Raw genomic sequence first — 20,522 nt, 5'->3', positions numbered from 1 at the left:
AACGGAATTATTGTCAAAGTCCGAGCATCATGCGGACGACGGGCTCCAGCCCGCGGCCGATGGCCCGCGTGTTTTCAGCATCGAGATGAACGCCGTCCACCGGCGTCGTGCGGGCAACGGAGCCGGCATCGAAAAAACCGCAATCGAGGTCGTCGGCAAGGTCCCGGTAAACCGAAGCCAGCATGGCCGATTCATCGATCGCATCGCGATAGATCGCCCCCATCATGGGGTTTGCCGTTTCGCAAAGCTGCGGCGGCGCGACGATCAGAACATCCGGCGCTTCCCAGTCAGCGACTTGCCAGACGTGATTGCGCGTGAGTTTCACCAGTCGCTCGATACCCTTCATGGCGACAATGGCCGATCCGTGGATAGACGGTTTCATGTCGTTGGTGCCGAGCATGATGATGACGAGATCAAGCGGCGCATGGCTGTGCAGCAGCGTCGGCAGAAGCCTTGCGCCATTGCGATCACAATCGGCCGTCAGATCGTCATAGGCGGTAGTACGGCCACCAAGACCTTCGTGGATCACGTGCACGTCGGGACCGAGCGCCTTTTGCAAGACGCTCGGCCAAAGGTCGTCATGGCTGTGACGGCCACCCGTTTCCGCATCTGATCCCCAGGTCAGGGAATCGCCAAAGCAGAGGACCGATTTCACCATGTCACGCTCCGATCAAACCAGCATGCCCATCGGGTTTTCGATATAGCGCTTGAAGGCACCGATCAGTTCGGCTCCGAGCGCGCCATCGACGCAGCGGTGGTCGGTGGAGAGCGTGACCGTCATGACGTTGGCGATCTTGATCTCGCCATTCTTCACGACAGCGCGTTCTTCACCCGCACCGACCGCCAGGATGGTGGCATGCGGCGGGTTGATGACGGCGGAGAAGCTTTTCACGCCCATCATGCCCATGTTGGACACGGCGGTCGTACCGCCCTGATATTCCTCGGGCTTCAGCTTGCGCTCCTTGGCGCGCTTGCCGTAGTCCTTCATCTCGTTGGAGATGGTGGAGAGCGACTTCTCTTCCGCCTTGCGGATGATCGGCGTGATCAGGCCACCCGGAATGGAAACGGCAACGCCGACATCCGAATGCTTGTGCTTGACCATGGCGCTTTCCGTCCAGGAGACGTTGGCGTCAGGCACATCGCGCAGGGCAAGAGCCAGCGCCTTGATGACCATGTCGTTGACCGACAGCTTGTAGGCCGGCTTGCCGTCCTTTTCGGGGGCAGCCGCATTGAGCTGGGCGCGCAGCGCCAGAAGCGTATCGAGCTCGCAATCCACGGAAACGTAGAAATGCGGAACCGTCTGCTTGGATTCGACCAGACGCTTGGCGATGACCTTACGCATGCCGTCATGCGGCACCAGCTCGTAAGAACCCTGTTCGAACAGCTTGAGAACGGCTTCGTCCGACTGGCCCTTGGCGAGGGCCGGAGCCGGTGCGCCTGCGGATGCAGCAGCAGACGGCGCGGCCTTCGCACCGCCGGAAGCGGCGGCCTTTTCCACATCGGTCTTGACGATACGGCCATGCGGTCCGGAACCGGAAACGGCCGAGAGGTCGAGACCGGCTTCCTTTGCGAGACGGCGGGCAAGCGGCGAAGCGAAGATGCGCTCGCCGGACTTTGCGACCGGAGCCGGTGTGGACGATGCGGCAGCCTGATCAGCCACGGGCTTTTCAGCCTTGGCTGGGGCAGATTCTTCCTTCGGCGCTTCGGCCTTTGCAGCTTCCTGCTTCGGAGCCTCGGCCTTGGCGGGAGCAGCTGCGCCGCCCTTTGCCGCTTCGGCCACATCCTCGCCATCAGCGGCGAGGATGGCGATCAGGGCGTTGACCTTGACCGCTTCGGTGCCTGCCGGAACGACCAGCTTGGCGACCGTGCCTTCGTCAACGGCTTCCACTTCCATGGTCGCCTTGTCGGTCTCGATCTCGGCGATCACGTCACCGGGTGCGACCTTGTCGCCTTCCTTGACCAGCCACTTGGCCAGATTGCCCTCTTCCATCGTCGGAGAAAGGGCAGGCATGGTGATGTTTATCGGCATCGAAACGCCTCCCCTTACTTGTAGCAGACGGTTTTGACGGCCTGAACGACTTCATCGACGTTCGGCAGAGCCAGCTTTTCGAGGTTTGCCGCATAAGGCATCGGAACATCCTTGCCGGCGATCGTCAGGATCGGCGCATCGAGATAATCGAAAGCGGCGCGCATGACCTGGTTGGCGATGAAGTCACCGACCGATGACTGCGGGAAACCTTCCTCGACCGTGACCAGACGACCGGTCTTCTTGACCGATTCGATGACGGTGGGCAGATCCATCGGGCGGATGGTGCGCAGATCGATCAGTTCGACGTCGAGCCCAAGCTTTTCGAGTTCCGCAACCGCCTTGATCGCGTAGGTCATGCCGATGCCGAAGGAAACGATGGTCGCATCCTTGCCCTTGCGATGAATGCGCGCCTTGCCGATCGGCAGCACGAAATCATCGAGCTTCGGAACTTCGAAGCTCTGGCCGTAGAGAATTTCATTCTCAAGGAAGATAACCGGGTTCGGATCGCGGATGGCGGCCTTGAGCAGACCCTTCGCGTCGGCTGCCGTGTAAGGCATGACGACCTTGAGGCCCGGAATATGGCTGTACCATGCGGCGTAACATTGCGAATGCTGCGCGCCAACGCGGGCAGCAGCACCGGACGGACCACGGAACACCATCGGAGCGCCCATCTGGCCACCCGACATATAAAGCGTCTTTGCCGCCGAGTTGACGATCTGGTCGATCGCCTGCATGGCGAAGTTGAACGTCATGAATTCGACGATGGGCCGCAGGCCCGTCATCGCCGCACCGACGCCGATACCGGCAAAGCCGTGCTCGGTGATCGGGGTATCGATGACGCGACGCTCACCGAATTCCTGCAACAGGCCCTGGGTGATCTTGTAAGCGCCCTGATATTCGGCGACTTCCTCACCCATGACGAAGACTTTTTCGTCGGCGCGCATTTCCTCGGCCATGGCGTCGCGCAGCGCTTCACGCACCGTCGTCATCACCATTTCCGTGCCTGCCGGAATGTCCGGATCGGCAACGACTTCGATCTTCGGTGCTGCCGGAACCTTGGCGACTTCCTTGGCAGCGCTCGGCTCTTCGGTCGCTTCGCGGGTCTTGCCGCCGGCCGCATCCGAATCGGAATTTGCGGTTTCAGCCTTCGGCTCTTCTTTCTTCGCGGAGGAAGAAATGTCGTCGGCGCTTTCGCCGTCCTGAAGAAGCACGGCAATAGCCGTGTTGACCTTGACGCCTTCGGTGCCGGCATCGATCAGCAGCTTGCCGATGACGCCCTCATCCACGGCTTCCACTTCCATGGTCGCCTTGTCGGTCTCGATCTCGGCGATCACGTCGCCGGAGGTGACCTTGTCGCCTTCCTTTTTAAGCCATTTGGAAAGCGTGCCTTCCTCCATGGTCGGGGAAAGGGCGGGCATAAGAATTTCTACTGGCATGGGTTTCCCTTTCCCGATCAGAGCAGAATGTCGGTGTAGAGCTCGGATACATCCGGCTCTGGGTCGTTCTGGGCGAAGTCGGCGCTGTCGGCGACGATATCACGGACATCCTTGTCGATGGCCTTGAGTTCGTCTTCGCTTGCCCAGCCCTGCTCCAGAAGCCGTGCCTTGACCTGCTCGATCGGGTCATGTTCGGAGCGCATCTTCTGCACTTCGTCTTTCGAACGGTATTTCGCCGGGTCGGACATGGAGTGACCACGGTAACGGTAGGTCAGCATTTCCAAAATGATCGGACCCTTGCCGGAACGGCAATGTTCCAGCGCCTGATCGGCGGCGGCCTTGACGGCGCGCACGTCCATGCCATCCACCTGGATGCCGGGAATGCCGAAGGACTGGCCGCGCAGCGAATAGTTCGACTGGGCGGTGGCGCGGGCGGTGGAGGTGCCCATGGCGTAACGGTTGTTTTCAACGATATAGATGATCGGCAGTTTCCAGAGAGCGGCCATGTTGAAGCTCTCGTAGACCTGACCCTGGTTGGCGGCGCCGTCACCGAAATAGGTTACGGAGACATTGTCGTTGCCGCGATAGCGGTTGGCGAAAGCGAGACCGGTTCCGAGCGAAACCTGCGCGCCGACGATGCCGTGGCCGCCGTAGAAATGTTTCTCCTTGGAGAACATGTGCATCGAGCCGCCCTTGCCTTTCGACAGGCCGCCCTTGCGGCCGGTCAACTCGGCCATGACACCACGCGCGCTCATGCCGAGCGCCAGCATGTGGCCGTGGTCGCGGTAAGCGGTAATAACCTGATCGCCTTCCTTCTGCGACATCTGCATGCCGACGACGACAGCTTCCTGACCGATATAGAGGTGACAGAAACCACCGATGAAGCCCATGCCATAGAGCTGGCCGGCTTTTTCCTCGAAACGGCGGATGAGCAGCATTTCACGATAAGCGTGAAGCTCTTCTTCCTTCGAGAAGTCCGGGCTGTTCTTGCCGGTGAATTCGGTTGCGGCCTTTGCCGTGGTCTTGCGGCCGGATACGGTCGCTGGTTTTCGCGGCGCCATTCATCCCTCCCTGAGTTGCCGTTTGAATGGATAGAGTGGCGCGTACCATATGCAAGAAAATGCCATGCAGCAATGCTTTAAACGCATGGCACATATTCACGCTAAGATGCTGTGAATAAATCAGAAATGTTAAATTAACTTGATTTAGGTTAATTAGAAATATGTGTTCATGATGACGATTTCGTCCGTGCGGGACATATTCAGCTGGTAACGGGAAATCTCGTCGATCATGTCCCGCTCGAGCGAGCCATCGCTCAGCAATTCCACCTGCCGCTCCAGCGCAACACGGGCCTGCGTCAGCTTTGCAAGCTCCGCAGTACGGGTGATACGCTGCCGCTCCAGCCGCTCCGTTGCCTGAAGACCGAAGTCGCCATGGATGGAATGATAGCCGAAATAGGAAAGAAAAGCGATCGTGATGGCCGGAACGATCAAACGGCCGAATCGTCTCTTTTTATGATGTCTGGTCCACATGCCGCAGAGAAGCCTTAAAACGCATAACCTTGAGTCTCGAGATTAAGGCTGATTGTTTAACTATCCGTTGACCTTAAATTGTCTTTGGCGAATAGGTGCAAAAAAGCCCGCCGGAGGGCGGGCTAAGAATGGCAGCGACGTCAAAAGAACCCTCGTCATGCCGGACTTGATCCGGCATCCAGCCACAGCGCGTCTGCGCTGTGGGGAGAGTCTTTCGCGATCAAGGACTTGATCGCGCTGGACCCCGGACAAGTCCGGGGTGACGGAATGCGGATGCTACCGCTCGCCCCTGAATGAGCCCGCCGAGGCGGCGGGCCGCATCACAAACCAATACTGCCGGAATTACCCGCGCAGGATCGAACGGCCGGCGTAAGCCGCCTGCGGGCCGAGCATTTCTTCGATGCGGATCAGCTGGTTGTACTTTGCGAGCCGGTCGGAGCGGGCAAGCGAGCCGGTCTTGATCTGGCCGCAGTTCGTCGCAACAGCGAGATCGGCGATGGTGGAGTCTTCCGTCTCACCCGAACGGTGCGACATGACGGCGGTGTAACCAGCCTTGTGTGCGGTCTCAACCGCATCCAGGGTCTCGGAAAGCGAGCCGATCTGGTTGACCTTGACGAGGATGGAGTTTGCAACGCCCATCTTGATACCATCACGAAGGCGAGCGGAGTTGGTGACGAAAAGATCATCGCCGACCAGCTGGCACTTGTTGCCAATAAGATCGGTCAGAGCCTTCCAGCCGTCCCAGTCGTCTTCAGCCATGCCGTCTTCGACGGAGATGATCGGATACTTGGCGACGAGTTCGGCCAGATATTCGGCCTGCTCGATCGGCGAACGGGTCTTGCCTTCGCCTTCATAAACGTAATTGCCGTTCTTGAAGAATTCGGTTGCGGCACAGTCGAGACCGATGAACATGTCGTCGCCCGGACGGTAGCCAGCCTTTTCGATCGACTTCATGATGAAATCGAGTGCTGCCGGCGCGCTTTCCAGACCCGGCGCAAAACCGCCTTCGTCGCCAACATTGGTGTTGTGGCCCTGTGCAGACAGTTCTTTCTTCAGCGTATGGAACACTTCAGAACCCATGCGCACGGCTTCGCGGATGTTTTCCGCGCCAACCGGCAGGATCATGAATTCCTGGAAGTCGATGGGGTTATCGGCATGCGCGCCGCCATTGATGATGTTCATCATCGGAACCGGCAGCAGATGTGCGTTCGGGCCGCCGACATAACGGTAAAGCGGCAGGCCGGAGGCTTCAGCAGCAGCCTTGGCGACGGCAAGCGATACGCCGAGGATGGCGTTGGCGCCGATGCGCGACTTGTTCGGCGTGCCGTCGAGCACGATCATCGTCTGGTCGATCTGGATCTGGTTTTCGGCATCGAAACCGCCAATGGCGTCGAAGATTTCCGTATTGACGGCTTCAACCGCCTTTTCCACGCCCTTGCCGAGATAACGCTTGCCGCCATCGCGCAGCTCAACCGCCTCATGCGCGCCCGTGGAGGCACCGGAAGGAACGGCGGCGCGGCCCATGGAGCCGTCTTCCAGGTAAACATCGACTTCAACGGTCGGGTTGCCGCGGCTGTCGAGGATTTCGCGCGCGATGATATCGGTAATGGCAGTCATGGTCTCTCCCTTGGGAATGGAACAGATATTTTCCGTCGCCTGTCTTAGACGATGGCGAAGAAATTACAATGACGACGGGCGGCAGAAACGGCCCGCCCGCCATTAAAATCGATTGGCACAGACAGTGCCCGCCGTAACGCCCCCCGCCCCTCAGGCTTTGGTAATGGCGTCGAAAGCGAGCAGCTTTTCCAGCAGTTTCGGCATGTCCTTCAGATGGACCATGTTGGGGCCGTCGGACGGCGCATTGTCCGGGTCCTCATGGGTCTCGATGAATAGGCCAGCGACACCGACAGCAACCGCCGCCCGCGCCAGAGTCTCAACGAATTCGCGCTGGCCGCCCGTGGAACCGCCCTGCCCGCCCGGCTGCTGCACGGAATGGGTGGCATCAAAGACAACAGGCGCGCCGAGCGAAGCCATGATCGGCAGCGAGCGCATGTCGGAAACAAGCGTGTTGTAACCGAAGGAGGCGCCGCGCTCGCACAGAAGCACATTCGGATTGCCGCTCTCGTTGAGTTTGGCCAGCACGTTCTTCATGTCCCAGGGGGCCAGGAACTGGCCCTTCTTGACGTTGATGACGCGGCCGGTTTTCGCGGCGGCGACGAGAAGATCGGTCTGGCGGCTGAGAAAGGCCGGAATCTGCAGCACATCCACCACTTCGGACACGATGGCGCATTGTTCTTCGGTGTGAATATCGGTAAGAACAGGAAAGCCGAATTCCTTCTTGAGATCGGCAAAAACCTGCATGGCGCTATCAAGGCCGATGCCGCGCTTGCCGGAAAGCGAGGTACGGTTTGCCTTGTCGAAGGACGACTTATAAACGAGCCCGATCCCCAGCTTGTCGCAAAGCTCCTTCAGGACACCGGCGATCATGAAGGCATGCTCGCGGCTTTCCATCTGGCAGGGGCCGGCGATCAGCGAAAAACGCTCTGTATTGGAGAAGGAAACCTTGCTGGCGCCATCGCCGGCGGTGACTTTGAGATTATTCGTAACGCTCATCATTTTTCCTCGAAGGCGAATGTTACGCCCTGACCGGGTGCTGCTGCCACCACCAGGCGGCCGCCCGCTTTTGCGCAGGACACGCCATTAGCAGCAAGCACAGCTTCTGTCACGGCAAGATCGTGTGACAAAAAGATGACGCCCGCGCCGCGCAATCCGCTGTCGCCCCACTCCCTGGCATTCATGCCATGCCCGCCAAAAACCGGCTTTGCCGCCAATCGGATGCGCGCATTGCCGGTTGCGAAAATCATATCACCATCCGGGGACATTTCACCCTTGCAGCGAAAAACCGTTTCGATCAGCCGCGCCGCATTTCGATCGGCTCCTGGAAACAGAACGATCTCGCTGAGGCCGAGAACCCCATTGGCATGGCGCTCCAGTGCCGTGCGATCACCCGGCAGCGCCTGAAGCCGCTGACAGCTGAACGAAAAGAAATCCGCAGCCGTCCCGCTTGCTGCTGCAAAAGCAAGCCGGAATGCCGCCTCGCTTTGCGAACCGTCCGGCATTCGAACAGGCCGCGAAAATTCAAAGATATCGCCCGCCGAAAGGCCGGAGACTGCAAATCTCTCATGATCAGCAAAGGCATCCTCGGTTCGGGCTACCAGAGCGGAAAATCCCTCCCTGCCATGACCCTGTCGGAAGGCCCGATCCCTGCCTGTGAACACATCGTCACGGTTCACGGAGGCATTATATTTAGCCGGATCAGCAATTGCCAACGGCTCCAGATAGGTTCCATCGGTGAAAAAAACGCATGCGTTCTGCGTCCCGAAGGGATGAAGAGCCTCCGGCGCAACCGTGAAGCCGAGGTCTTCATAGCGCTTTTCCGCAACGGCAAGAGCCTGCACGGGCAAGACGAGATGATCGATGCAATAGGGTTTCGTCATTGTCATTCCTGCTGGCGGCGCGACAGGAGGCCATGCTGCACCGGTTCGAGGCGAAGAAAAGCACAATTTCGTGCGATGAGGCAAATCATCAAAACAACAGATAGCAGCTTCACGAAATTTTAGGGGATTGCGGAACACATATGGAACATATAGTGTTCGTTCTGTATTTGTTTCGCGACCTCCACTACGATTCTCAAGGGTGTTTTCCTCATGCTCACGCGCAAACAGCAGGAATTGCTTCTCTTCATTCATGAAAGAATGAAAGAGTCCGGCGTGCCGCCCTCCTTCGATGAAATGAAGGACGCACTCGATCTTGCCTCCAAATCCGGCATTCATCGCCTGATCACTGCCCTCGAAGAGCGCGGATTCATTCGCCGGCTACCTAACCGGGCACGGGCGCTGGAAGTCATCAAGTTGCCCGAGGCCTATGCGCCAGGTGCGAGGCCGCAGCGCGGCTTTTCGCCGAGCGTCATCGAAGGCAGCCTCGGCAAGCCGAAGACGCCGGAACCGACCCCTGCCCCCAAGGCACCAGCCAATGATCTTGGCGGGGCCGTTACCGTGCCGGTCATGGGCCGTATCGCCGCCGGCGTGCCGATTTCCGCCATCCAGAACAATACCCACGACGTTGCCGTGCCGGTGGATATGCTGGGCACCGGCGAACATTACGCGCTTGAGGTCAAGGGCGATTCGATGATCGAGGCCGGTATTTTTGACGGCGACACCGTCATTATCCGCAATGGCAATACAGCCAATCCGGGCGATATCGTTGTGGCATTGGTGGATGACGAGGAGGCGACGCTGAAGCGCTTCCGCCGCAAGGGCGCCTCCATCGCACTCGAGGCTGCGAACCCCGCTTATGAGACCCGCATCTTCGGACCGGATCGGGTGAAAATCCAAGGCAAGCTGGTTGGACTGATCCGCCGTTATCATTGACCCGATGGGCCGGATGTCATCCGGTTTCAACAGGCGTCGTCTTGATGATGACGCCTGTATGAGAGGTGAGGACTGCCTGAAGCATGGCATGATTTGAATGCGCGCGGTGGTATGTGACTGACGCGGGCGATGCTTGATGCCTTCCGACACTGGCTACAGTTTCATGCTGATTTTCCGTTTTGCTAGTATGACGACATAGGTCTGTCCTGCCGCATTCAGCCCTTGAATTCTCGCCAAGCCCTCGCGAAGTTGCATTTGCGCCGTCGGTCGATTGGTGATTTTTCAGTTGTCTCCGGTCGGTGATATTTGCGAGACGTTGCCGTCCATGCCCTTACCTGATCATTCATCAATACGGCTTATGGGAGCCATGGATTATTTTCGATATTCCACGGACGTCCGGCAGGTATAAAAATGCGCGTCATATCAGGGAGATACGCCATGTACGATCTTTATATAGCGAATAAGAACTATTCTTCATGGTCGTTGCGGCCGTGGGTGCTGATGCGCACGCTGGGTATCGCCTTCACTGAAAAACTCATTCCGTTCGGTGAAGGAATTTCCTTCTCCTCCTTTTCACCAACCGGCAAGGTGCCGTGCCTTGTCGATGACGGCTTCATGGTGTGGGAAACGCTTTCGATCGCTGAATATCTTGCTGAAAGACATCAGGGGGTCTGGGCGAGCGACAAGCAGGCACGGGCCTGGTCACGGTCGGCGGCAAGTGAAATGCATGCCGGCTTTTCTTCGCTGCGCAATCTCTATCCCATGTCTGTCGGGATCAGGGCAAAACCGAAGGGCGGTGATGCCGGGCTTGCCGCCGATATCAAGCGAATTGACGCGCTGTGGAGCGAAGGCCTTGCAAAATTCGGTGGACCATATCTCGCCGGCGCGAAATTCACGGCGGTCGACGCCTTTTTCTGCCCGGTGGCGTTCCGTTTCCAGAGCTATGGCGCCGATCTTTCACCCGCGGCCAGGAGCTATTGCGAAAGGCTGCTCGCCCTGCCCGCGATGCGTGAATGGTACGAGGCCGGCTTGAAGGAAACCTGGCGTGACACGGCGCATGAAGAAGAAATTGGCGGGATCAGCGACGTGATCGAAGATCTGCGCGCCAGGGCATGATGAACCACGCTGGCGGCTCACTCTGACGTCGCCAGCAGCCTGTTGACGGCGTCCGGCACGTCATGATCGAAACGGCCGCTTTTCCAGTCGTAATAACGATGTTCGCTCCATGGCCTGTCCGTTCCGGATATTGCGGCGCGCAGCCGTTTCACCACGCCTGCCTGATCCATATTGGCAAAATCTATTTCCACCGAACCGATACGTCGCAATATGTCTCGATTGAGAAGCAGCGCGCCGGAGCGGCACTGTGAAAACGAAGTTCGGCGGGAAACGATGACAATATCGGCGATATCACAGGCTGTTCCGGCAAAGCGGCCATCCTCCAGAACGATGATCCACTCGCCGCTGCCGGCGCGGGCCACGCACCATATGCCTTTTCTGCAGGTGAAGACGCCAGCCTTGGCGTCCCTCAGCGCCGCCGTCATCTCTTTCGTCACCACCGCAATCTCTTTGGGTGGGAGCTTCGTTTTCGGCGCCAAGCCGGCAGTGCTTACCCTAAGCTCCGGTTCCACGACCATTGGCGGCACGGGTTTTTCCGGCAGCAGCAGCGCCCTTTGCCACTGGCCATACACAAAGTCCGGCGGCCGCGCTCTTGTCGTGAAGACCTTGCCGTCCTCCAGCATGGCCACCAGCTGGCCGTCCTCGTGCACCAGGAGATGAGGAGGATAACGAGGGGTCAGAGCTGACAGGCCGAAGGCGAAAAGCAGGATCGGTATGCCGAGAAGGGCAAGCCGGCTGCGCAGCAAAGTCAGCAGCAGGAAACCCGCTGTGGCGAGACCGATAAACCACCCATGCGGCCGCCCCGTCGCCGCGCTGCCACCCCATGACGCCACCTCATTGGCGACCTCGATGACAAGAGCCATGCCATAACCCATGATCTTCAGGAAATGCGCATCGAGCCCGAAGGGCATCAGCAGCATCGCGAGAAGACCGAACGGCATGACAATCAGCGACATCAACGGCATGGCAGCCAGATTGGCAAAAAGTCCATAGGTGGTGACACGATGAAAATGTTCGGCGGAATAGATCGCCGTCGAAAGGCCGCCGATCAGCGATGTCGTGACAACACCACCAATGACGGCACCTGCCATTTCCAGCACCGTCATCCAGGCGGGCTTGCGCCCGACCAGCAGCCGATCCCGCTCGGTTCGCCAGCGGTTCCAGGCGGCATAAGCAGAAACAAGCGCTATGGTGGCCGCAAATGACATCTGGAAACTCGGCCCCATGATTTCCGATGGCGAGAAAGCCAGAATGACCAGAGCGGAAAGGGCAACATTTCTCAGGCTGAGAGACGGCTGGTCGAAAAGAACCGCGATCAGCATCACCGACATCATCAACCATGCGCGTTCGGCGGAGACGGCAAAACCGGAAATGAGGTAATAGGCGAGTGTCATCAGCAGTGCTGCAAAGGCCGCGATCTTCTTGACCGGCCAACGCTGCGCAAAGCCCGGAAACAGGCTGAAGGCCAATCTCAGGCCAACGAAGAAAATGCCTGACGCCAGCGCCATGTTGAGCCCGGATATCGCAACGATATGGGCAAGGCCGGAGAGCCGCAAAGCCTCCATCGTTTCCGCCGAGATTGCCTGTCTCTCATCGGTGACGATGGAGGCGGCGAAAGCGCCGGCATCACCGCCGATGGTGGAGCGAATACGTTCCGCAATGGCGCTGCGAAGTCCGTAAAGCCACATATCCGCCCATTCGAGCCAGCCCGCCTCGGCCTTGATGTCCCCCGCAGGCGACGGAAGCGTCTGCGGTGGCTTATAAAAGAAACCGGTGGCGCCTATTCCCTTGAAATAGGATGCGAAGGCAAAGTCGTTCAATCCCGGCAAGGCGGGGCCGGACGGCGGCGAGAGGCGCACTTTGCCGCTGATGGTGGCGCCCAGTGCCGCCGGTTCACCCCTGCCGCGCGATAACACGGAAATCATCTGTGGCGGACGAGACAAAACCGGCGCCTCCGTCGCGGTCAGCCGAACCACATATCGCCAGGAACCGCGCGCATCAACCTCCCGGCGCGCAACCGTGCCGGTGATGGTAGTGGTGACGGGCGTATCCAGCACCACGGTTCCGGCCCGCCGGGTTTCAAAATCGGCCAGAAGCATGCCGAGCAAAACAAAAGCGCAAAGGCCGCAAGCCGTCGACATGAAGCCGGGGGTATATCTGACGAGGAGCGCCAGGCCCGCGACAAGCAAAAATGCGATCGCCAGAACGGACGACGAGGGCGTGACGTCGAGAGAAAACCACAGAACTGCGCCGCAGCCGATGAGAACGGGAATAAAAAGAAAATCATGGCCAAAAGCGCGCTCTTCAGCGACCCATATGGCAATTTTTCCGGTGACAGAGTTTTTGAGATTTTGCCGGGGAATAATGGCTGGCGTGCCATATGTCGCAATGTCGCTCGTCCGACGAAGGGGAAGCAGAATATCCCGCGTGCCGGGCAAGTCGCCCTGCAACGTTTCGGCATACCGGAAATGCTGTTTTTCCCCTTGACCAAGCAATTTGCGCCGCCCCTTGCCGCACCGGAAACAGATTTGCAGGCACGCGTGAGGGATTGCAATCCTTTCCTTTAACCCTGCGTTGACCGAGATTGAATTGCTATCGCCACGAAAGCCCAAAGCAACGGGATTGCTTTTGCCGCAATGCACAATTTGACCTTCGGATAGCTTGGCATCGGCGCAAGGATCATATAGCTAATCGGTAGACGCTTAACCGCGGGGCGTGTCTCAACGCCCCCACCCGCATGTTTTCGGAGGATCAGTATGACGGAAAAAAGCGCTACAGTGACACTTGGCGAAAAACAGGTCGAACTCCCGGTCAGGGAAGGCACGATTGGACCAAGCGTCGTCGATATCGCCACGCTGTACAAGCACACGGGCTCTTTCACTTATGACCCGGGTTTCACGTCGACGGCCTCCTGCGAATCCAAGATCACCTATATCGACGGTGACGAGGGCGTTCTCCTGCATCGTGGTTTCCCCATCGAGCAGCTCGCCGAACAGGGCGACTTCCTGGAAACCTGCTACCTGCTGCTTTACGGCGAACTGCCGACCGCGGCTCAGAAGAAGGATTTCGACACCCGAGTCACGCGCCACACCATGGTGCATGAGCAGATGAGCCGCTTCTTCACCGGCTATCGCCGCGACGCGCATCCGATGGCCGTCATGTGCGGTACGGTCGGCGCTCTTTCGGCCTTCTATCACGACTCGACCGACATTACCGATCCGCACCAGCGCATGGTCGCTTCGCTTCGCATGATTGCGAAAATGCCGACGATCGCCGCCATGGCCTACAAGTACCATATCGGCCAGCCCTTCGTTTACCCGAAGAACGACCTCGATTACGCCTCCAACTTCCTGCACATGTGCTTTGCCGTGCCCTGCGAGGATTACAAGGTCGATCCGGTTCTGGCCCGCGCCATGGACCGCATCTTCATCCTGCATGCCGATCACGAGCAGAACGCCTCCACCTCCACGGTGCGTCTTGCCGGTTCGTCGGGTGCGAACCCGTTCGCCTGTATCGCGGCTGGCATCGCCTGCCTCTGGGGCCCGGCTCACGGTGGCGCCAACGAAGCGGCGCTCAACATGCTCAACGAAATCGGCACGGTTGACCGTATTCCGGAATATATCGCCCGCGCCAAGGACAAGAACGATCCGTTCCGCCTGATGGGCTTCGGCCACCGCGTCTACAAAAACTACGACCCGCGCGCCAAGATCATGCAGAAGACGATGTACGAAGTGCTGGAAGCCACCGGCAACTCCGACGATCCGATCATGCAGGTCGCGCTGGAACTGGAAAAGATCGCTCTTTCCGACCCCTACTTCGTCGAAAAGAAGCTTTACCCGAATGTCGACTTCTATTCGGGCATCACGCTGAAGGCGCTCGGTTTCCCCACGACCATGTTCACCGTTCTCTTCGCTCTTGCCCGCACCGTCGGCTGGATCGCACAGTGGAACGAAATGATCGAAGATCCGCAGCAGCGCATTGGCCGTCCACGCCAGCTCTATACGGGCGCCGGCAAGCGCGACTACGTTCCGGTTTCCAAGCGCTAAGCCGCGAAACCCCATAAAATCAAAGGCCGGCAGGTTTTCACCAGCCGGCCTTTTTGTTGGGCGTTAGAATAGTTTCCTTAGTGGCGCGCAGCGACGCCCAGGAACTGCTTCAGTTCCGGTGTTGCGGGATTGGAGAAGACCTCTTCCGGCGGGCCTATTTCATGCACCCTGCCCTCATGCATGAAGACGACGCGGGAGCAGACGTCGCGCGCAAATTTCATTTCATGCGTCACCATCAGGAGCGTCATGCCTTCAGCGGCAAGTTCACGCACCACGGCCAGCACTTCCGCGACGAGTTCGGGATCGAGCGCCGAGGTGATCTCATCGCACAGCAGCGCGATTGGCTGCATGGCAAGCGCGCGGGCAATGGCGACGCGCTGCTGCTGGCCGCCGGACAATTCATCGGGATAGGCATCGAATTTATGCGCCAGCCCGACCCGTTCCAGCATCTTGCGGGCAACGGCTTCCGCTTCCGGCTTTGGGGTCTTCTTCACCACGGTCTGCGACAGCATGACGTTGCCGCCGACGGTCTGGTGCGGGAAGAGATTGAACTGCTGGAAGATCATGCCGACCTTCAACCGCAGGGCTTTGAGATGCAGATCGTCTTCGAGAAGCTGCGCGCCGGCGACCGATATGGAACCGGCCGAAATCGTCTCCAGCCCGTTGATGCAGCGAAGTAGGGTCGATTTTCCCGATCCGCTCTTGCCGATGATGGCGATGACCTCACCGGGCTCCACATCGAGGTTGATGCCCTTCAGTACCTCGTTGCTGCCATAGCTTTTGCGGACTTCAGTGATTTCGATGAGCGACATTGAGCTTCCTTTCGAGGATCTGGCTGCTCTTCGACAGAGGCCAGCACAGCGCGAAATAGATGAGGGCGACGAGGCCATAAACGGTGAAGGGCTGGAAGGTGGCGTTGGTGACGACCGTGCCGGCCTTGGACAGTTCCACGAAACCGATGATCGAGGTCACGGCCGTTCCCTTGATGACCTGCACGAAGAAACCGACGGTCGGGGGAATGGCGACCCGCATGGCCTGCGGCAGGATGACATAACGCATCTGCTGCAGGCGTCCCATGGCAAGGCTCGCCGATGCCTCCCATTGGCCCTTGGCGACGGATTCCACGCAGCCGCGCCAGATTTCGGTGAGGAAGGCCGCTGCCCACAGGATCAGCGTCAGGCCCGCCGCCAGCCAGGCCGGCACATCGATGCCGAACAGGCCGAGGCCGAAAAAGGCGATGAAGAGCTGCATCAAAAGCGGCGTGCCCTGAAAAAGCTCGACATAATAGCGCGCAAAAACCCGCATCGATTTTTTTCGGGAAATGCGCATGAACAGCAGAAGCAGCGCCACCATGCCGCCGCCGACGAAGGAGACGAGCGACAGCAGCACGGTCCAGCGCGTGGCGAGCAGCAGGTTTCTGAGAATATCCCAGGTGGAGAATTCGATCATCGGACACTCCTGCGCGGAAAGATGAGGTTGCCGCCCATGACAAGCACCTGCCGGAGAAGGATGGCCAGCACGAGATAAATGACGGTGGAGACCATATAAGCTTCGAAGGCGCGGAACGTGCGCGACTGGATGAAATTGGCGGCAAAGGTCAAATCCTCGGCGGCGATCTGCGAGACGACCGACGAGCCGAGCATGACGATCACCACCTGCGATGAAAGAGCGGGCCAGATGCGTTGCAGCGAGGGAACCAGAACCACATGCCGGAAGGTTTCGAAGCGGGTCATGGCAAGGCTTGCCCCTGCCTCAAACTGCCCCTTCGGCGTCGCCTGAATACCGGCGCGGATGATTTCGCAGCTATATGCCCCGAGATTGACCACCATGGCGATATTGGCGGCGGTCAGTTCCGACAATTGCAGGCCAAGCGACGGCAGGCCGAAAAAGATAAAAAACAATTGTATGAGGAATGGCGTATTGCGAATGAGCTCCACATAGGTCGCGACCGGCGGCCGCAGCCATTTGGGCCCGAGTGCGCGCACCCAGGCGCAGACAATGCCGAGTGCGATGCCGAGAACGCCGCCAATGGCAATCAATTCCAGCGTAACGTCGATGCCTTTGGCGATCTGCGGGTAATAATCGAGAAGCCATCCAAAATCGAATGTGTATTTCACCCGATGCTTCCTTTCGGCGAGGACAAACCATGCGCCGGTCCCGCCTCAAGGCAGGGCCGGTGCATGCATTTTGCCGGGTTGCTCAGAGATCCTTGGGCAGGTCGGTTTTCAGCCATTTCTGCGCGATCGTGTTCAGCGAACCATCGGTCTTTGCGGTGGCGATGATGGCGTTGACCTTTTCCAGAAGCGCCGGCTGCTCCTTGTTCAGGCCGATATAGCAGGGCGAATTCTTGATCAGGAACTTCAGCTCGGGGCGCTTTGGCGGGTTCTTGGCGAGAATGGCGGCGGCCACGACATTGCCCGTGGCCACGGCTTCCACCTGGCCGGCGAGGAAGGCGGAGATCGTGCCGTTATTGTCCTCATAACGCTTGATGGTCGTATCGGCAGGCGCCACCTTCGTCAGCTCCAGATCCTCGACGGCGCCACGGGTGACACCGATGGTCTTGCCGGACAAATCTTCCGCCTTGGTGACGGCAACCGAATCCGGAGCGAACACGCCGTTGAAGAAAGGTGCATAGGCGGTGGAGAAGTCGATGACCTTTTCACGGTCCGGGTTCTTGCCGAGGCTCGAAATGACGAGATCGACCTTATTGGTCTGCAGATAGGGAACGCGGTTGGCGCTGGTGACCGGTACGAGTTCGACCTTCACGCCCAGCTTCTCGCCGATCAGATTGGCGACGTCGATATCGTAGCCCTGAGGGGCCATATCCGTGCCGACGCTGCCAAAGGGCGGGAAATCCTGCGGGACGGCAACGCGGATCGTGCCGCGGGAGGTGATATCACCGAGCGCATCGGCAAAGGCTGCGGGCGAAAAACCAAGGGTTGCGGAAATCGCGGCAATGGCAAGCAATGAACGTCTGGAAAACATTGGGAATTACTCCTTGGGGCTTGGGGAAAGAGGCTGCAATGAAAGGGAGTTGCGAAGCTCGTAGAGCGGGTCCGGCCTGCGGGTGAGATCGAGACCGGTTTCGACCTCGTCGAGATGACGGATGGCGAGTTCGGCGGCGGCGTGGAAATCGGCCGCCTTGATCGCCTCGAAGATGCGGCAATGTCCGTCATGCGACTGCTGCGCATGGAAATCGGACTGATAGAGCATGGAAATGAGAATGGTTCTGGCCGTCAGGTCGCGCAGCGTTTCGACGATGATGTCGTTTCCGGCGATTTCAGCGATGCGGATGTGGAAATCGCCCATCAGGCAGGTCAGGCGCTGGCGGTCGCCTTTGGCAATCGCCGCCTTCTCCTCATCGAGATGATCGACAAGAATGGCGATCCCTTCGGCGCTAACGCCGGAAAGATTGCGCAAGAGCCCATATTCGATGATGCGCCGCGCCTCATAAACCTTGATGGATTCTTCGGCGGAAGGTTCCACCACGAACCAGCCCCGGCGCGGGCTGACGGTGACGATGCCGCGCGTCTCCAGTCGCATCATCGCTTCGCGGATGCGTGTGCGCGACACGCTGAAAAGGCTGGCGAGCTGGTTCTCGCTGAGGCGGGTTCCCGGACGGATGCGGGCGGAAAGAATGCCGGAGATGATGGCGTCTTCTACCGCGCTCTGGGCGCTTTCGGATGTATGGCTATCTTGCATACAAGATTGAAAGCAAGAGGTGTGCCAGACGGAAATTCATGGGCTGCCAACCGCCTGATGATCAGCGGCTTGCCGTCCTAACGATCAAATGCAGTAAAATCGACCCCTCGCCTGCCCGCATCGGCAGCAGGACGGCAGCCTGTCGGGAAGAAAGAATTGAAATGATTATGCCGAAGGACGAGCCTTGTTCTTCAGGACGTCGAGAAGAATGCGCGCACCGGTTTCGCCCGGAGGCACATCTGTGCGTAAACGTTTCTGCACCAGAGCATAACCCTCCAGCATTGCCCGCCGCTCGGTGGTGTCGGATGACAGCCGCTCGGCCCAACGCAGCATCGAGCCCGCACGCACAACCTCGTTGAAATATTCCGGCACGACGGCATAATCGGCAATCAGGTTCGGTAACGCCCCGGTCCAGGTTTTCACCCGCTTGCTCAGCATGGTGAAAATCCAGTCGGTCTTGTAAACCGAGATCGTCGGTACGCCGGCAAGTGCCAGTTCGAGAATGACGGTGCCGGACGCTGCAATCGCCGCATCAGCCTCAGCAAAGGCACTCCACTTGAAAACAGAATCGCTGCCGATCTCGGGCCTGATGTCCTGCGGCCATGCCGCCGCCAATTCGCGGATGCGGCTTTCCTGGCGCGGTACGGTGGGAAGCAGAAACCGGGTCGGGCCGTTGCGTTCCACAAAAGCTTTTGCGGCCTCCTGAAACGGTTCCATCAACCGCGTCGTTTCGGTGGAGCGCGACCCCGGCAGGAGAAGAATGGTTTTCGGTTCGCCTTGGGCAGGAAGCGACCGTTCCGCCCGCTTCGCCCGCACGGAAAGCACATCTTTATCGACGCTGAGGCGATGGCCGACAAAGGTTGTCGGTGGGCCGCCGAGACGCCGCATCGCCTCCGGCTCAAAAGGAAGCAGGGCGAGAACGTGATCGACATAGGATAACATCGCGGTGGCGCGATATTCCTTCCATGCCCAGACACTGGGGCAGACATAATTGACGACCGGAAGATGCGGCAATTGTTTGCGGACTTTTTTCGCAACGCGATGGGTGAAGTCCGGACTGTCGATAATCAGCAGAACATCCGGTCTTGCGGCGATGATCGCCTCGGCAGTCTGGTTGATCCGCGAAATGAGTTTCGGCAGTTTCTTGAGGACCTGCGTGAAGCCCATGATGGAGAGTTCGGAATAATCGAACAGCGATGCCAGACCTTGCGACTCCAGCGCCTCGCCGCCCACGCCCATCAGCTCGATGGATCCCTCATACCGGGTTTTGAGCGACCTGATCAGATCTGCACCCAGAAGATCGCCGGAAACCTCGCCGGCTATGACCGCCACTTTCAACGTTGCCGTCATCGCTTCATATCTCCGCCCAGCATGTCCTCACCGAGTGACGTATCGATGCCGCAGACGAATATGCCCGCCTGATCGGCTGCTTTCAACATCTCGTCACGGTCGAGCACCAGCGCCCGTCCCGCTTCGACTGCGATGCCCGCCAGCCCGGCCTTCTGCGCGTTCTCCACCGTTTCGACGCCGATGGTCGGCAGGTCTGCACGGACATCCTGCTGCGGCTTGCAGAGCTTCACCAGCACACCCTTGCGGCGGGGCGAGATGCGGCCCTCGGTGCGCAATGCCGCAACGCGCGCCAGCATGGCGTCCGTGCCTTCCACGCCCTCCAGTGCGACGATGCGGCCACCGACGGAGACTGCGCCCTGCCCGACATCGAGCGAGCCAAGAGCAAGAGCCGCCTGAGCAGCCTTGCGTATATCGCGCAGATCATCCTCGGAAGGATTTTGTGCACCGAAAGCACCGATCGTCGCCAGCAGGCCAGGTGCGATCTCGTGGGCACCGATCACCTTCGCGCCGAGCGTACCGATTACCTTGATGACCATCTGCAAAACGGCATCATCCCCGCTGGAAAGCAGGGTGCGAACGATGGACGGCAGTTTCAGCACTATGCCCAGCGTGGGACGGATTTCCCGCCACTCCGGACGCCGCGCCACGGCGCCGGACAACACGACGCGGTCCACCTGATTTTCACGCAGCAGACGACCAAGCCCGGCGACGTCCCCGACACTGATCACGGCATTGTCGAAACCGGTCCAGTCAAAGCGGGAATCATCGCGCAACCGCACAATGAAAGGGTTTTCGCCCATCTCACGGGCGGCGGCCGCCACATAGAGCGGCAGCTGGCCGCTGCCGGCCACAATGGCGAGACGCCCGCCGCCTGTCACGGC

Annotated in this window: 20 protein-coding genes; 4 read left to right on the top strand and 16 right to left on the bottom strand. The window is 59.2% G+C overall.

All coding sequences use genetic code 11. The features are described from left to right. Positions 1-13: 13 nt before the first annotated feature. The 8 genes from AGR13A_RS06655 to AGR13A_RS06620 all read right to left on the bottom strand — a co-directional run bounded on the left by AGR13A_RS06655 (position 14) and on the right by AGR13A_RS06620 (position 8,494). On the bottom strand, positions 14-658 hold the full coding sequence (locus AGR13A_RS06655; protein WP_080834300.1) for an SGNH/GDSL hydrolase family protein: 645 nt from the start codon (positions 656-658) through the stop codon (positions 14-16). A 12-nt stretch (positions 659-670) separates the two neighbouring features. After that, positions 671-2,029 (bottom strand): pyruvate dehydrogenase complex dihydrolipoamide acetyltransferase, encoded by a 1,359-nt coding sequence (locus AGR13A_RS06650; RefSeq protein ID WP_080834298.1) that lies wholly within the window; start codon positions 2,027-2,029, stop codon positions 671-673. Positions 2,030-2,043: 14 nt separating this feature from the next. Next, positions 2,044-3,465, bottom strand: coding sequence for a pyruvate dehydrogenase complex E1 component subunit beta (locus tag AGR13A_RS06645; protein WP_080834296.1), 1,422 nt, complete (start codon positions 3,463-3,465; stop codon positions 2,044-2,046). Positions 3,466-3,482: 17 nt separating this feature from the next. After that, on the bottom strand, positions 3,483-4,526 hold the full coding sequence (gene pdhA / locus AGR13A_RS06640) for a pyruvate dehydrogenase (acetyl-transferring) E1 component subunit alpha (RefSeq protein WP_035262411.1): 1,044 nt from the start codon (positions 4,524-4,526) through the stop codon (positions 3,483-3,485). Positions 4,527-4,679: 153 nt separating this feature from the next. Continuing rightward, positions 4,680-4,997 carry an FtsB family cell division protein gene (locus AGR13A_RS06635; RefSeq protein WP_004441601.1) on the bottom strand — a complete coding sequence of 106 codons (318 nt, stop codon included), beginning with the start codon at positions 4,995-4,997 and terminating at the stop codon, positions 4,680-4,682. 342 nt (positions 4,998-5,339) lie between these two features. After that, positions 5,340-6,614, bottom strand: a complete 1,275-nt coding sequence (eno, locus tag AGR13A_RS06630; protein WP_035217470.1) for a phosphopyruvate hydratase — start codon at positions 6,612-6,614, stop codon at positions 5,340-5,342. A gap of 150 nt (positions 6,615-6,764) precedes the next feature. Further along, positions 6,765-7,610 carry a 3-deoxy-8-phosphooctulonate synthase gene (gene kdsA / locus AGR13A_RS06625; RefSeq protein ID WP_080834294.1) on the bottom strand — a complete coding sequence of 282 codons (846 nt, stop codon included), beginning with the start codon at positions 7,608-7,610 and terminating at the stop codon, positions 6,765-6,767. Next, positions 7,610-8,494: a VOC family protein gene (locus AGR13A_RS06620; protein WP_080834292.1), complete on the bottom strand. Its 885-nt coding sequence runs from the start codon at positions 8,492-8,494 to the stop codon at positions 7,610-7,612. The genes kdsA and AGR13A_RS06620 overlap by 1 nt, the downstream gene beginning before the upstream one ends. Positions 8,495-8,704: 210 nt before the next feature. Here AGR13A_RS06620 and lexA point away from each other — a divergent pair, with 210 nt between their 5' ends. Further along, complete coding sequence (gene lexA / locus AGR13A_RS06615) at positions 8,705-9,427, top strand: transcriptional repressor LexA (RefSeq protein ID WP_035217477.1); 723 nt, start codon at positions 8,705-8,707, stop codon at positions 9,425-9,427. Between the two features lie 438 nt (positions 9,428-9,865). Next, a complete protein-coding gene (locus AGR13A_RS06610) occupies positions 9,866-10,543 on the top strand; it encodes a glutathione S-transferase family protein (RefSeq protein WP_080834290.1) in 678 nt (225 codons plus the stop codon). Positions 10,544-10,560: 17 nt separating this feature from the next. On the opposite strand, the gene AGR13A_RS06605 is transcribed toward AGR13A_RS06610, so the two are convergent. Continuing rightward, complete coding sequence (locus AGR13A_RS06605) at positions 10,561-12,933, bottom strand: ComEC/Rec2 family competence protein (RefSeq protein WP_308400228.1); 2,373 nt, start codon at positions 12,931-12,933, stop codon at positions 10,561-10,563. On the opposite strand from AGR13A_RS06605, the gene AGR13A_RS25100 reads away from it, so the two are divergent. Continuing rightward, entirely contained in the window at positions 12,829-13,110 is a 282-nt protein-coding gene (locus AGR13A_RS25100) for a hypothetical protein (RefSeq protein WP_308400237.1), read from the top strand. The two genes, AGR13A_RS06605 and AGR13A_RS25100, sit on opposite strands and share 105 nt — an antisense overlap. Before the next feature lie 189 nt (positions 13,111-13,299). After that, the gene (gene gltA / locus AGR13A_RS06600) at positions 13,300-14,589 is read left to right on the top strand and encodes a citrate synthase (protein WP_003502585.1); all 1,290 of its coding nucleotides are present in this window, start codon (positions 13,300-13,302) and stop codon (positions 14,587-14,589) included. A 77-nt stretch (positions 14,590-14,666) separates the two neighbouring features. On the opposite strand, the gene AGR13A_RS06595 is transcribed toward gltA, so the two are convergent. The 7 genes from AGR13A_RS06595 to AGR13A_RS06565 form a co-directional block, all read right to left on the bottom strand. Continuing rightward, entirely contained in the window at positions 14,667-15,401 is a 735-nt protein-coding gene (locus AGR13A_RS06595) for an amino acid ABC transporter ATP-binding protein (protein WP_035217484.1), read from the bottom strand. Continuing rightward, entirely contained in the window at positions 15,379-16,038 is a 660-nt protein-coding gene (locus AGR13A_RS06590; protein ID WP_059752809.1) for an amino acid ABC transporter permease, read from the bottom strand. Before AGR13A_RS06590 ends, AGR13A_RS06595 begins: the two co-directional genes overlap by 23 nt. Further along, positions 16,035-16,706: an amino acid ABC transporter permease gene (locus tag AGR13A_RS06585; protein ID WP_080834285.1), complete on the bottom strand. Its 672-nt coding sequence runs from the start codon at positions 16,704-16,706 to the stop codon at positions 16,035-16,037. The genes AGR13A_RS06590 and AGR13A_RS06585 overlap by 4 nt, the downstream gene beginning before the upstream one ends. Positions 16,707-16,788: 82 nt before the next feature. Beyond that, positions 16,789-17,574, bottom strand: a complete 786-nt coding sequence (locus tag AGR13A_RS06580) for a transporter substrate-binding domain-containing protein (RefSeq protein ID WP_059752807.1) — start codon at positions 17,572-17,574, stop codon at positions 16,789-16,791. Between the two features lie 6 nt (positions 17,575-17,580). Further along, entirely contained in the window at positions 17,581-18,291 is a 711-nt protein-coding gene (locus AGR13A_RS06575) for a GntR family transcriptional regulator (protein WP_080834283.1), read from the bottom strand. A 165-nt stretch (positions 18,292-18,456) separates the two neighbouring features. Then, positions 18,457-19,641 (bottom strand): lipid-A-disaccharide synthase, encoded by a 1,185-nt coding sequence (gene lpxB, locus AGR13A_RS06570; RefSeq protein WP_080834281.1) that lies wholly within the window; start codon positions 19,639-19,641, stop codon positions 18,457-18,459. After that, positions 19,638-20,519: an LpxI family protein gene (locus AGR13A_RS06565; RefSeq protein ID WP_035217500.1), complete on the bottom strand. Its 882-nt coding sequence runs from the start codon at positions 20,517-20,519 to the stop codon at positions 19,638-19,640. Before AGR13A_RS06565 ends, lpxB begins: the two co-directional genes overlap by 4 nt. Positions 20,520-20,522 lie beyond the last annotated feature (3 nt).

This window comes from Agrobacterium genomosp. 13 str. CFBP 6927, assembly GCA_900012615.1.
Classification (GTDB): Bacteria; Pseudomonadota; Alphaproteobacteria; order Rhizobiales; family Rhizobiaceae; genus Agrobacterium.
The sequence above is the reverse complement of the archived record's forward strand: the minus strand, read 5'-3'. Positions and strand labels throughout refer to the sequence as shown.